This window comes from Marinococcus sp. LNSP9103-4, from assembly GCF_056034345.1.
The window spans coordinates 1-12,961 of sequence record NZ_JBQLIA010000001.1; the positions used below are offsets into that span (position 1 = coordinate 1).

Annotated in this window: 16 protein-coding genes; all 16 read right to left on the bottom strand. The window is 51.2% G+C overall.

The window, feature by feature from the left end; genetic code table 11:
* Positions 1-163 precede the first annotated feature (163 nt).
* A complete protein-coding gene (locus tag ACTRXG_RS00005; RefSeq protein ID WP_474283388.1) occupies positions 164-1,195 on the bottom strand; it encodes a tetratricopeptide repeat protein in 1,032 nt (343 codons plus the stop codon).
* Between the two features lie 194 nt (positions 1,196-1,389).
* On the bottom strand, positions 1,390-2,019 hold the full coding sequence (hisIE, locus tag ACTRXG_RS00010; protein ID WP_322526898.1) for a bifunctional phosphoribosyl-AMP cyclohydrolase/phosphoribosyl-ATP diphosphatase HisIE: 630 nt from the start codon (positions 2,017-2,019) through the stop codon (positions 1,390-1,392).
* Positions 2,016-2,774, bottom strand: coding sequence for an imidazole glycerol phosphate synthase subunit HisF (gene hisF, locus ACTRXG_RS00015; RefSeq protein ID WP_474263057.1), 759 nt, complete (start codon positions 2,772-2,774; stop codon positions 2,016-2,018). Before hisF ends, hisIE begins: the two co-directional genes overlap by 4 nt.
* Positions 2,774-3,505 (bottom strand): 1-(5-phosphoribosyl)-5-[(5-phosphoribosylamino)methylideneamino]imidazole-4-carboxamide isomerase, encoded by a 732-nt coding sequence (gene hisA, locus ACTRXG_RS00020; RefSeq protein WP_474263059.1) that lies wholly within the window; start codon positions 3,503-3,505, stop codon positions 2,774-2,776. Before hisA ends, hisF begins: the two co-directional genes overlap by 1 nt.
* Entirely contained in the window at positions 3,498-4,142 is a 645-nt protein-coding gene (gene hisH / locus ACTRXG_RS00025) for an imidazole glycerol phosphate synthase subunit HisH (RefSeq protein WP_474283390.1), read from the bottom strand. The genes hisA and hisH overlap by 8 nt, the downstream gene beginning before the upstream one ends.
* 20 nt (positions 4,143-4,162) lie before the next feature.
* Positions 4,163-4,753 (bottom strand): imidazoleglycerol-phosphate dehydratase HisB, encoded by a 591-nt coding sequence (hisB, locus tag ACTRXG_RS00030; RefSeq protein ID WP_474263063.1) that lies wholly within the window; start codon positions 4,751-4,753, stop codon positions 4,163-4,165.
* Between the two features lies 1 nt (position 4,754).
* The gene (gene hisD, locus ACTRXG_RS00035) at positions 4,755-6,026 is read right to left on the bottom strand and encodes a histidinol dehydrogenase (RefSeq protein ID WP_474283763.1); all 1,272 of its coding nucleotides are present in this window, start codon (positions 6,024-6,026) and stop codon (positions 4,755-4,757) included.
* The gene (gene hisG, locus ACTRXG_RS00040) at positions 6,026-6,667 is read right to left on the bottom strand and encodes an ATP phosphoribosyltransferase (protein WP_474282753.1); all 642 of its coding nucleotides are present in this window, start codon (positions 6,665-6,667) and stop codon (positions 6,026-6,028) included. The genes hisD and hisG overlap by 1 nt, the downstream gene beginning before the upstream one ends.
* Positions 6,660-7,847 (bottom strand): ATP phosphoribosyltransferase regulatory subunit, encoded by a 1,188-nt coding sequence (locus tag ACTRXG_RS00045; RefSeq protein WP_474283392.1) that lies wholly within the window; start codon positions 7,845-7,847, stop codon positions 6,660-6,662. The genes hisG and ACTRXG_RS00045 overlap by 8 nt, the downstream gene beginning before the upstream one ends.
* 199 nt (positions 7,848-8,046) lie before the next feature.
* Positions 8,047-8,526: an acyltransferase gene (locus ACTRXG_RS00050; protein WP_322526891.1), complete on the bottom strand. Its 480-nt coding sequence runs from the start codon at positions 8,524-8,526 to the stop codon at positions 8,047-8,049.
* Positions 8,523-9,179, bottom strand: coding sequence for a pyrophosphatase PpaX (ppaX, locus tag ACTRXG_RS00055; RefSeq protein WP_474283394.1), 657 nt, complete (start codon positions 9,177-9,179; stop codon positions 8,523-8,525). Before ppaX ends, ACTRXG_RS00050 begins: the two co-directional genes overlap by 4 nt.
* Positions 9,180-9,204: 25 nt before the next feature.
* Entirely contained in the window at positions 9,205-10,035 is an 831-nt protein-coding gene (gene lgt / locus ACTRXG_RS00060; protein ID WP_474263069.1) for a prolipoprotein diacylglyceryl transferase, read from the bottom strand.
* Positions 10,036-10,071: 36 nt separating this feature from the next.
* Positions 10,072-11,007, bottom strand: a complete 936-nt coding sequence (gene hprK / locus ACTRXG_RS00065; RefSeq protein WP_462866298.1) for an HPr(Ser) kinase/phosphatase — start codon at positions 11,005-11,007, stop codon at positions 10,072-10,074.
* Positions 11,008-11,211: 204 nt separating this feature from the next.
* Positions 11,212-11,574, bottom strand: coding sequence for a phage holin family protein (locus tag ACTRXG_RS00070; RefSeq protein WP_091613443.1), 363 nt, complete (start codon positions 11,572-11,574; stop codon positions 11,212-11,214).
* Positions 11,574-11,780 carry a PspC domain-containing protein gene (locus tag ACTRXG_RS00075; RefSeq protein WP_091613446.1) on the bottom strand — a complete coding sequence of 69 codons (207 nt, stop codon included), beginning with the start codon at positions 11,778-11,780 and terminating at the stop codon, positions 11,574-11,576. The genes ACTRXG_RS00070 and ACTRXG_RS00075 overlap by 1 nt, the downstream gene beginning before the upstream one ends.
* 21 nt (positions 11,781-11,801) lie before the next feature.
* Complete coding sequence (locus tag ACTRXG_RS00080) at positions 11,802-12,929, bottom strand: DUF4097 family beta strand repeat-containing protein (RefSeq protein ID WP_474283396.1); 1,128 nt, start codon at positions 12,927-12,929, stop codon at positions 11,802-11,804.
* Positions 12,930-12,961 lie beyond the last annotated feature (32 nt).

Consider the following 12,961-nt stretch of genomic DNA (forward strand, 5'->3'; position numbering starts at 1 on the left):
CGTACACCGCCGCGGTCATGCCGGCCGGGCCGGCCCCCGCGATAATCACATCATAAATCCGTTCTTCCGTCATAAAAGGCCACTCCCCTTATTTTAAATATCGCTCTCTTATGGCATTTATACTTATTGTATGGCAGCCGCTTTTTGGCGTCCAGTACTCTGCTTACTGCTGAAAATCGTCCTCTACCATTTCTTTTACCCTCTGGCCGGTCAGTATATTCTCTTCATATTCCCGGTAAAGCTGTTTCACTTCCGGATGATCGAGCTGACGGTTCTGTTTCCACCATTTTGCCGCCTGTTCCGTTTCACCGAGCAAATATAACGCCGCTCCGTGATAAAACGCAACCGATCCGCGTTCAATCACGAACCGTTTATGATAAAGACGGGCGTAACGGCAGGCATCTTCATAATAGCCAAGATACGTACAGACCGCACTGATCCAGTGAAGGGACTCCCGGTCGAGCGGAAGGATCGCTGTAAGCACATTCATCACTTCCTTCGAACGTTCATGCTCCCCTTCGCTTTCATACAATGCGGCAAGCTGACAGCTGGCCGGCACGTAAGCACCCTCCTGGTGCACTGTTTCCAGCAGCTTTACAGCCTGTTCCGTGTCTCCGCGGTGCTGGTGCAGCTTTGCCAGCTGATGGTAAGCGGCCCAATAATCAGGCTCCTGCTCCAAAAGCTCTTCAAATAGTTCCTGGGCTTCCTGCAACCGGCCTTTATCAGCTTTTTCCACTGCCCGTTCATAAATGGTCATGTCTCCCGGATGCTCGAGAAGGCCAGGCTCATTTTCTTTAATCATTTCGAGCAGTTCCTTTGTTTCCTCTGCAAAGTCGCCTTCCGGTGCGATCTTCATATAATAACCGGCTGTTTCCGCTGCTTTTTCAAAATTGCCCTGGAAGGCATAATTGTTGGCCAGAAAGAAGTAGCATTCGGAGCGTTCCGGCTCAATTTCTTTAAGCACCCGGTCGAGGATGTCGTTGGAGCGGTCAAACCGTTCCATGTCTGTATATATGGCAGCAAGCTGGCATTGAAACAATCCCTTGGAAGGTTCGAGCTCGACAGCTCTTTCCAAAAAGAGAACGGCACGCTTCAGGTGATTTTTCTGATAAGCCACCACGCCCCGCTGAAAGAAATATTCGCCTGACTGCAAGAAAGGAATAATTGCGTCTTCGTTTTTTTGTTTTGAGCCCAATTCCTTTCATCCTTCCTTCGTTTGTTTTTCTTTGTCTCTTCACGTTCCACATCAATTGTGACATTATAACACGCCCCCTGCTTCATGAAAACTCCTAGGAGCCCGCATGTTTTTTCAGCAGCCAGAGACGGCGCAGGAGGATGCGCAAAGAAAAAACCGCCCGGAGAGGACGGTTTTTTCTGCGGTCAGCCTTATTACGAACGATGTCTTTCTTCGAGAACCCGCAGCACATCATCAAGCGGAAGCTTCTGTTCCCGCAGCAGCACCAGCAGATGGTAAAGAAGATCAGCTGTTTCCCAGCTCAGTTCTTCGTGATCCCGGTTTTTGGAAGCAATAATAACTTCTCCGGCTTCTTCACCGACTTTTTTCAAAATTTTATCCACGCCCTCGGTAAACAAGTACGTTGTATAGGCGCCCTCTGGCATTTCTGCCTCACGGGTGGCTATGACCTGCTCGAGTTCATTAATAATCGCGAACCGCCGGCCGTCGGCTGACTGCTTTTCCTCCGACAGAAGCGAACGGGAAAAACAGCTGTAGTCCCCTTTATGGCACGCAGGTCCTTCCGGCTCTACAAGCACATTTAACGCGTCACTGTCGCAGTCATAGCGGATGTCTGTCACCTGCTGTTTGTTTCCCGAGGTTTCCCCTTTATGCCAGAGCTCCTGGCGGGAGCGGCTGTAAAACCAGGTTTCTTTCGTATCGATTGTTTTCTGCAGCGATTCTTTGTTCATATAGGCAAGTGTCAGTACCTCTTTACTGACAGCATCCTGCACTATGGCCGGAATCAGGCCTGCTTCATCAAATGTTAGTTCGTCGACGTTCATCGTACTAAGACTCCTCTCTCCCGGATAAAAGCCTTCACTTCTTCAATCGATGTCTCTTTATAATGAAAGATTGAAGCCGCGAGTGCCGCATCCGCCCCTGATTTTTCAAATACATCCACAAAATGTTCTTTGGCTCCGGCGCCACCGGAGGCGATAACAGGCACGTCCACTGCTTCGCTGACCGTTCGTGTCAAAGCCTCATCAAAGCCAGTCTTGGCTCCGTCCTGATCCATACTTGTCAGAAGAATTTCGCCGGCTCCGCGGGCGGTGACTTCCCTCGCCCACTCGACGACTTCCCAGTCGGTCGGCGTGCGGCCGCCGTGAGTATAAATTCTCCAGGAGCCGAGTGCCTCATCGTATTTTGCATCAACCGCCACAACAATACATTGGGAGCCAAAATAGGTAGACCCCTGAGTAATCAAATCAGGGTTTTTCACCGCAGCTGTATTGAGCGAAACCTTATCGGCCCCGGCACGGAGCATGTTGCGCATATCATCGACCGAGCTGATGCCGCCGCCGACCGTAAAAGGAATCGCGATGCTTGCTGCTACCTGTTCCACGACATCTATCATCGTTTTCCGTCCTTCATGCGAAGCGGAAATATCAAGAAAGACAAGTTCGTCCGCCCACTGCTCATCATAAAATGCAGCGAGTTCCACCGGATCACCGGCATCCCGCAGTTCCACAAACTGTGTGCCTTTCACGACCCGCCCTTCTTTCACATCCAGACATGGAATAATCCGTTTCGTAAGCATTACTGTACCTCCTTCACGGCTTCTGCCACATCCACTTTGCCGGTATATATCGCTTTTCCGACAATGACACCTGCTATCCCTTTATCCCGCTTCTCCGCAAGATTCCGGACATCCTCCATCGTGCCGATTCCGCCGGAAGCAATAACATTTACGCCGGTCGCTTCTGCGAGCTGCTTTGTCGCCTCGACGTTCGGTCCAGTCATCGTCCCATCGGTGGAAATGTCGGTGAATATAAATGTCTCCGCCCCGTGGGCTGCCATTTCCCGGCCAAGCTCAACGGCTGTTACCTCCGAGGTGTCGAGCCAGCCGTTGACGGCTACGTATCCGTCTCTGGCATCAAGACCGATAGCGATACGGCTGCCGTGCTTTTCGAGCATATCCCGGGCAAATTCCGGATACTGCAGGGCAACACTTCCAAGTATCACCCGGTCCACGCCGTTGGATAAGTAATAGTCCACATCCTCTTCGGTTCGGATGCCTCCGCCGACCTGGATACGTACATCAAGCTCCCTCGCGGCACGAACGACGTGGGCATGATTGATGCGTCGTTTTTCTTTTGCACCGTCAAGGTCGACCATATGAATCCAGGAAGCACCCGCCTGTGCAAATGAAGCAGCCATTTCAAACGGCGAATCCCCGTAAACGGTCTCCTGATTGTAATCGCCCTGAAAAAGACGGACACAGTTGCCGTCCCGGATATCGATGGCGGGGTATACAATAAAATCACTCATGAGCTCCGCTCCTTTCACGGACAATCGCCCCGAAATTTTTAAGCATGCCGATGCCGACTGTGCTGCTTTTTTCCGGATGGAACTGCGTGCCCATGACTTCACCGCGGCCAACCACCGCCGGCACTGTTTCGCCGTACTCGCTTGTCGCAATTAAAACGTCCGGGTCGGCGGTTTCTATCACGTAGGAATGCACAAAGTACGCATGGCCTTCCTCCACATTTTTCAAAAGCGGATGGTCCGGCTGATGAAACTTGAGCGAGTTCCAGCCCATGTGCGGCACCTTCAGCCTTCTTCCCTGGCTGTCTTTTCCGGAAAAGCGGCGGGCATACCCCGGAAGAAACCCGAACCCTTCTGTTTCCCCGTGTTCGTCGCTGCCTTCAAACAACAGTTGCATTCCAAGGCAGATACCAAGCAGCGGCTTGCCATCAGCCGCCCAGTGTTCAATAAACTCAAACTGCCCGTTTTCCCGGATTAAATTCATGGCATCCCGAAAAGCACCGACACCCGGAAGAATCAAGCCGTCCGCTTCCGCAAGCTCCTCTGTGTGCTCGGATACAAAATAAGGAATATCCAGTCGTTCCAGTGCTTTTTTTACACTGTACAGGTTGCCCATGCCGTAATCGATGATTCCTATCACAAGCGCTCCACTCCTTTTCTTTACAGCATTCCTTTGGTTGAAGGAACGCCTTTCACTCTTGGGTCCAGCTGGGTAGCTTCATCAAGAGCCCGTGCCATCGCTTTAAATACCGCTTCAATAATATGGTGAGTATTGTGTCCGTAATGGACGACTACGTGGAGGTTCATCCGGGCTTCCACCGCGAATTTCCACAAAAACTCATGGACGAGCTCGGTATCAAATGTTCCTACTTTTGCTGCCGGCAGCTCCGCCCGGAACTCCAGGTGCGGACGATTGCTTAAATCCACAATGACCTCTGCGAGCGCGTCGTCCATCGGAATTTTAGCATGACCATAGCGGCGGATGCCCTTTTTATCGCCGAGCGCCTGTCCGAAGGCTTCCCCGAGGCAGATGCCGATGTCCTCAGTTGTATGGTGGTCATCCACCTCCACATCCCCCTCAGCCTGTACATCAAGGGAGAAATGGCCATGCTTTTTAAACAGGTCGAGCATATGGCTCATAAAGGGCACATTCGTCTGTATGACCCCGTCCCCTTCGCCGTCGATGCCAAACTGCAGGCGGATGGACGTTTCACCCGTTTTTCGTTCGACGCTTCCTGTACGTTCTGCCATTCTACTTCTCCCCCTTCCGGATATCCACTGCGCGCGCGTGTGCTTCAAGGCCCTCAATCCGGGCAATCGCAGATATATATTCCCCATTTTCCTCGAGCGCTTCTTTACTGTAGGAAATCACGCTGGATCGTTTTACAAAATCATCGACACCGAGCGGACTCGAAAAGCGGGCCGTCCCGCTCGTCGGAAGCACGTGATTCGGGCCGGCAAAATAATCGCCGACCGCTTCGGCACTGTATGGCCCTAAAAAGACAGCCCCTGCATGACGAATGGAGCCGAGCAGGTTATCCGGCTGGGCGGTCATGATTTCCAGATGCTCCGGTGCAAGCCGGTTCACAGCTTCTACTGCCTCCGCCATCGTTTCCGTTAAGTAGATGGCTCCGTGTTTATCAAGCGATTCCTGCGCAATCTTTTTGCGAGGGAGGTCTTCAAGCTGACGCTCAAGCTCTTCGGCCACTTTTTGCCCGAGCTCCTCCGAAGTGGTTACAAGCACAGCCGAGGCGAGCTCGTCGTGCTCCGCCTGGGAAAGCATGTCGGCTGCAATATAATCCGCCCGGGCTGTTTCATCAGCAAGCACGACAATTTCGCTTGGGCCGGCGATACTGTCAATCGCCACCTGGCCGAACACTTCGCGTTTAGCCAGCGCTACGTAAATGTTACCTGGGCCGACGATTTTATCCACCTTCTGAATGCTTTCCGTGCCATACGCAAGCGCTGCTACCGCCTGCGCTCCTCCAATTTTCACGATATTTTTAATGCCAAGCTCATTGGCCGTGACGAGCACCATCGGATGAAGGCGCTGGTCCTCATCTGGAGGAGAGCACATCGTAATGCTTTTCACACCGGCAGCGATTGCCGGGATGGCATCCATCATAATGGTTGAAGGATATGCTGCCTTGCCGCCCGGTACATAAATACCGACGCGGTCGAACGGAATAATCCGCTGGCCGAGCATCGTCCCGTCTTCTTTTGTCACCATCCAGGACTGCCGGAGCTGGCGCTGATGAAAATCGCGGATGTTTTCAATCGCTTTACGGATCGCTTCGAGCTCTTTATCGTTCACCTGTTCATACGCTTCATCTATTTCTTCCTGTTTTACAAACAGCTCATCGAGTGTCACGCGGTCAAATATCTCGGTCAGCTCAATGAGTCCTTTGTCTCCATTTTCCCGCACCTTTTCGATAATGGAGTCGACCGATTCCCGCTGCTTTTCGGTTCCTCCTTCAATGGTGCGCTCAAGCGTTACTGATTTATCCAAAGGGGTCACGTTCATCATACCTGCTCTTCCACTCCTATCACCTCGGCAACACGCTCCACAAGATCATCAATAACAGTATCCTTCAGACGATAGCTTACCGGATTGACGATCAGCCGGGACGTAATCGGCACAATTGTTTCAAGCTCTATTAAACCATTCTCCTTCAGTGTCTGGCCGGTGGAAACGATGTCTACAATACGGTCTGCCAGACCGACAAGCGGGGCCAGTTCGATCGAGCCATTTAATTTAATAATTTCCACCTGTTCACCCTGCTGCTTAAAGTACTGTGTCGCCAGGTTTGGATACTTGGACGCCACCTTTGGATTTACATCGGATTTTTCATACTCTGGAAGCCCAGCTACTGCCAGGTAGCAGGCACTAATTTTCAGATCCAGCACTTCATACACGTCACGCTCTTCTTCAATCATCGTATCCTTGCCGGCAACCCCGATGTCTGCCACTCCGTGTTCAACATAGGTGGGCACATCCATCGGCTTTGCCAGGATAAAGCGCATATTTGCTTCCGGAGCGTCGACGATCAGCTTTCTGGATTCTTCAAACTCCGGAGGAATTGGGAAGCCGGCCTTACGGAGAAGCTGCACCGCTTCTTCGAAAATACGTCCCTTTGGCATCGCGATTGTCAGCCATTCATTCATGCGAAGCTCCCTCCTTCTTTTTTCCGATCATGGATACAACGTCTTCATAGGACTCGCTCAGCTGATCCACGTCCTCTACGCCGCGGATATCCTGAAGCACGACCCGTTTTCCGGTTTCGCGGAGTTTACGCGCCTGGTCCACCGCTTCCGGGCGGCGCTCCGGGCTGAACAAAATACATGTCTGGGAAGGCACAGCTCCGGTGAGGCCCAGGGCTTCAACGAGCAAATCAAGACGGAGACCGAATCCGACAGCCTGGGCCGGACGATTAAAATGCTGCAGCAGTTCATCATAGCGCCCGCCGCTTCCAAGCGGCACGCCCAGGTTGTTGCCGTAGCTTTCGAATACGATGCCAGTATAGTAGCTCATATGCATAAATAAGTTAAAGTCGAGCTTAATGTAATCAGACAGCTCGTAGTGTTCAAGCACCGTTTTAAGCTCCTGGAGTTCTTCGACTGCTTCCGTTGCCGCCGGCGTCTGAACCAGATTTAAAGCTTCGTCCAGCGTCCGCCAGTCGCCCCGCAGGCGCAGCAGGCTGTTCAGCTTTTTCTTATCCAGGGAGGAAAGCGGTAGATTTTCCACATGCTGGCGGTAGCCAACATAATTTTTTTCGTATAAAAACCTGCGCAGGTCATCAGCGCGTTCATCATTTCCGAGCACCTCTTCGAGCAGCGCATTCACGTACCCGACGTGCCCGACGGTAATTTGAAACGTGGTCAGCCCAGTTTTTCGCAGAGCTTCGATCATAAGGGAAACGACCTCTCCGTTCGCACTCGAAGTGCCGTCTCCAATCAATTCCACACCAAGCTGTTCAAATTCTGCCGGCCGTCCGGCCTCAAGCTGTTGCGCGCGAAAAACGTTAGTATGATAAGCCAAACGGATCGGAAAGTGCTGGTTCTGCAGACCGGAAGCTGTCACCCGGGCGATAGGCGCAGTCATATCCGGGCGCAGCACCAGCGTCCGCCCCTGCTGGTCGAGCAGTTTAAACAGCTGATGATCAAGAATCGCCGAAGCGCTCCCGACCGTATCGTAATATTCCAGGGTGGGCGTTTCGACGGGCAGATACCCCCAGCTTTCCCATTCATCGTTAATGACCCGTTGTACGTTCCGTTTTGTCTGAAAATATCCCGGAAGCGCATCGCGCATCCCGAGCGGCTTTTCAAACATAAAAAGCTTACTCATACTCTCTCTCCTTTTCTTTTCACGGTGCTTTAGTTCGCTAATGTACTAACAAAATAAAGAATAACCATAGTTTACACATCTTTTTTTACACCGTCAATTTTCCATTTCCGCTTTCATTGTAACAATATTTGCTGCCCTGTCAGCCTTTTCCGCCTCCAGGAAAACGAAAAGCCGGCTCCTTTGAAAGCCGGCTTGAAGCCTACGTTCTTATCCGCATCGGACTGCCGCCAGCAAAGGCCCGTGCCGGCACGTCTTTATGCACAACCGTTCCTGCTGCCACCACAGCCCGGTCTCCAATCGTCACCCCGGGCAGAATAGTCACATTGGCACCGATCATGACCTCGTTTCCGATTACAATGTCGCCAAGGCGGTATTCATCAATTAAATGCTCGTGTGTTAAAAGCGTCGACTGATAGCCGATAATGGAATTGCTGCCAATATGGATTTTCTCGGGAAACATGAGATCCGGCATGACCTTGTACGCAAGCGCCGTTTTTTCACCTATTTCCATTCCAAGCAGCTGCCGGTAGATCCATCTTTTCACAGATACAAAAGGTACAACCCGGGAGGCTTCAATAACAGCTGTATTTCTGAATGCCTTCAAAAATGGAACCGTCCGGTACATCTGCCACAGAGCATTGGTATTATTGCCCGGGAAATAACGATCTGTTTTTCTCATTCTTTTGTTTCTCCAACAATAGCGAGCAGATCGCTCATCCGGGTGAGCATCCAGTCCGGTTCATAATTTTTCAGAAACGATGCACCTTTGATGGTCCATTCCACTCCCGCTGTGTGCACCCCGGCATTTTTCCCTGCCAGAATATCAAACTGGCTGTCCCCAATCATAATGGTCTCCTCCGGGCGGGCATTCAGCTGTGTCATCGCTTTTTGCAGCGGTTCCGGGTGCGGCTTGGGGTTTTCCACATCATCCACCGTAATGAACGTAGAGAAAAAAGGAAGCAGCCCCAGCATATTGGCTCCTTTAACCGCAGCTTCCTTCCGCTTCGTTGTCACAATGCCAAGGGAAAAGCCGCGCTCGTACAGCATTTTGATAGTGTCGTATACTCCGTCATATTCCCGGACGAGCGTTTCATGGTTCGCCAGGTTATGGGAGTGATACGTATCAATCATCTGTTCCACCTGGCTCGGATTGCTGCTGATGCTTGAAAAATTATCCGCCAGCGGCACCCCGATCCAGCTGATGATGTCATCTCTGCTGTATTGGTCAGGAGCGTAGTATGTCAGCACATGTTCATATGAAGAAATGATCAAATCATTTGTATCAATCAGCGTGCCGTCTAAATCAAACAGCAGTGTATTCCATCTGGTCATGATGCTTCCCCTTTCGCTTACATCCTTATATGCCGGGACCGTCTTTACTTAAGTATCTTGCTTTTGCAAGGCCGGCCTGCCTGCGGTATAAAATCAGACTCACGGCTGCTACGATCAAAAGCACCGAAATTAACTGCGCCACCCGGATCGTATCAAACAGCATTAAGCTGTCGGTCCTCATCCCTTCGATAAAAAAGCGTCCGAAGGAATACCAGATAACATATGTTAAAAACAGCTCCCCGCGGCGGAGGTTAACCCGGCGCAGCCCTAAAAGCAGTAAAAATCCCGCGATATTCCAAAGCGATTCGTACAAGAACGTGGGATTATAGTAAGCTCCCTCAATATACATCTGATTAATAATAAATTCCGGCAGCTGCAGCCCCTCCAAAAACGAACGGCTCACTTCACCGCCGTGGGCTTCCTGGTTGATAAAGTTGCCCCAGCGGCCGATCGCCTGCCCTAAAATAATACTCGGCGCGGCAATATCAGCCAGCTTCCAGAAAGAGACGCGTTTGATTTTCGAGAAAACGATGCCCGTGAGCACGGCGCCGATCAATCCGCCGTGTATCGCAAGACCGCCTTCCCATACGGCCAGAATACTGCCTGGATTCTGAACATAGTAATCCCACTCAAAAATCACGTAATACAACCGGGCGCAGATAATCGAAATCGGTATGGCAAAAATGAGCAGATCCGCGAAAATATCTTCCGGGAGCCCACGTTTTTTTGCTTCGTAGGAAGCTAAAATGTACCCAAGCAGAGCGCCCAGGCCAATGAGAATCCCGTACCAGTAAATAGGCACAGACCCGACTTCAAAGGCAACCCGGTCGATCGGCTGTATCGATGAATAAATCATATCCCCTGCCACTCCTGACTGCTAAATGTGTAATCGTTAAAACTCTTCTTTATCACCGTCGTCAATCATCTGTTTTAACCGGTCCGAAAACTGCTGGGCCGTGTTCACGCCCATCCGTTTCAGCCGGAAGTTCATCGCCGCTACTTCAATAATAACAGCGAGGTTCCGTCCCGGCCGCACCGGAACAGTCAGCTTCTGAATTTCGGTATCGAGCACCTGAAGCGTCTCTTCATCAAGACCGAGCCGGTCGTACGCTTTTTGTTCATCCCAAAGCTCAAGATGAATCGTCAGCGAGATGCGCTTATACGGACGGACGGCACCTGCCCCAAACAGCGTCATCACATCAATAATGCCAAGGCCGCGGATCTCAAGCAGGTTCTGGATCAGCTCGGGCGCCGTGCCGACAAGCGTATCGCCGTTCTGCTGGCGGATTTCGACAGAATCATCCGCTACAAGCCGGTGACCCCGGCGCACAATATCGAGCGCCGTTTCGCTTTTTCCGACACCGCTTGCCCCGGTAATCAGCACGCCGATGCCGTAAATGTCCACCAGAACACCGTGCATGGCTGTGGATTTGGCAAGTTTGGTGTCGAGGTAGTTCGTCAGCTGGCTGATCAGCTGTGTGCTTGGCAAATGTGAGCGCATGATCGGCACCCCGGTCTTTTCCGCATTTTCAATCAGCTCCGGCGGAGCCACCAGTCCCCGAGAGATGACAATACCCGGAGTATCGTATGTACACAGCTTTTCCATGCGTTCCTGCTTTTCTTCGTCCTGAAGCTGTTGAAAAAAAGAAAGCTCTGTGCGCCCGAGCAGCTGCAGCCGCCGGGCCGGATAATATGTAAAAAAACCAGCCATCTCTATTCCCGGACGGGAAATATCGCTCGTGGTTATCGCCCGGTACAGCCCTTCTTCCCCGGCAAGAAGCTCTAATTGAAACCGCTCCTTTAAATCCGTTGCTGTCACTTTTGCCATCGTGCTGCCTCCCTCAAAAATCGCTCTGTTATATCGTGAATACGTTTGCTTTCTCTACTTCGTACGTTGTTATTGTAGCACGTTTTCAAAAGAAGATGGAACCTGCTCCGGAGGATTTCAATTTCACTGCTGCACGAAAAAGACCCGCCAGCAGGCGGGCCATTTTTAACTTATTATAATTTTTTCCCGGTTTCCGGAATACCGTCACGTTTTTCTTCCGCTCAGCGGGTTCACGAAAAGATTGTACATCAGCATATTTAAAACAGCGATCACTACAGCAGCAAGAAAAGCCATGCCAAAGCCGGACATGTTAAAGGCTTCTCCCATTACCGCTGATGTAAGCATCAGCATCAGCGCATTGATCACAAAAATAAACAGGCCGAATGTAACGACAGAAAGCGGGAGAGTGAAAAAAATTAAAAGCGGGCGAATCACGAGATTGATCAGCGTCAACACCAAACCGGCTGCAATAGCTGCCCCAAAGCCGTCAATAGTAAAGCCGGGGAAAAACCCGGCTACTACCATTAATGCAATAGTGTTAACAATAAAAGGTACTAAACAGCCCATTAGGAGACGGCATCCTCTTCATCAGGGAGCAGCACGGCTAATACGAGATAAATCAGAAGTACCCAGGAGGTGACGGGTAAAATAACCAGCACCACACTGATAATCCGTATTAAGGAGGAATCCCAGCCGAGGTAATCTGCCAATCCACCGCATACGCCTGTCAATTTCCGGTCTTCACGGGATTTATACAACTTCTTTTTTGCCAACCTGATCACCCTTTCAGTTTTTTATTCATGATCCTGCACGGTTATGGCACCAGTTTTTGCCGAAGCCTCCAGTCTCAGCGTTGGAGTCGAATCCGGATTGGATACAAACTGATAATACTTTTGCATGAATTCGCTTTTTTCTTCTTTCACTTCGATGTTGTCGAGCAGGCACTTGTAGTTCCCGACGTTTGTGCGGAGTACACCCTCCGTCCGGATGTCCCGCGGCGTAATCACCTTGATGCTCCCCGTTGTAGTGGAAAGAAGCGCCCGGCTCCTCTCACTCAGGGACGTGTACCGGGCCGTAATCGCCCCGTTCAGCGCCTCTGCTTCAATATCTGAAAGCGATCCGTCATAATGAATCGAACCGTTCCATGTTTTGACGTCGGCGCTGCCGATTTTACCTTCTTTCAGCTCCACTGACCCGTTGGCTGTCTCCACTGCCAGATAGCCGGCAGAAGCATGCAGCACTGTAATTGCCCCGTTGCTTGCTTTGACGTACAGATTATCTGTCTGAACTCCGTCGATCCGGATGTCTCCGTTAAACGTCGATACATCCATTTTGTCCATCGATTTTTCCGGCACATAAACGACCGCCTGGACTTTATAGTTGCCGGACCTTGAAGCAAAGCGGAGCTTCCCGCTCAGGGAGTCAAAATCAGTTCCTTCGATGAACTCACGGCGGGCTGCATCTTCACTTTCCTCGGTATAGGCTTTTACCTGGCAGGCAACACGGATAGTGCTGCCCTCCCACTTCTGACAGATAAGGCTTCCGTTTTGAATAAACATGTCGAGCGAGCGAATGTCACTCTCATCATGTTCAAACGTATGCTGGAAGTCTACGGCTGGGCCGAAATTAAAGTCGAGGTCAAACCGTTTGACGCGGTCAAGCGCATGATCAAAAAAGCCGGAGAGCATCGCAAACGGGTCCTCCTTGCTTTTTCTTTTCTGGCTGCCGGCTGCTTTCTTATCTGTCCGGTAGGCGCCGCTTCTCCGGGATTCGGAGGAGCCGCCTTCCCCTTGTTCCCTGCTGTCTGCCTGGGGACCGGACGATGCGCCTGATCCTTTGGCCCGGAGCAGTCGTTCTCCTTCTTCAAGAGAAATAATACCGTCTTCCATCATTTTCAGTATTCGCTGACGTTCTTCATCCATTTCATGTTCCTCCTTAGGTAATATATCAGAAC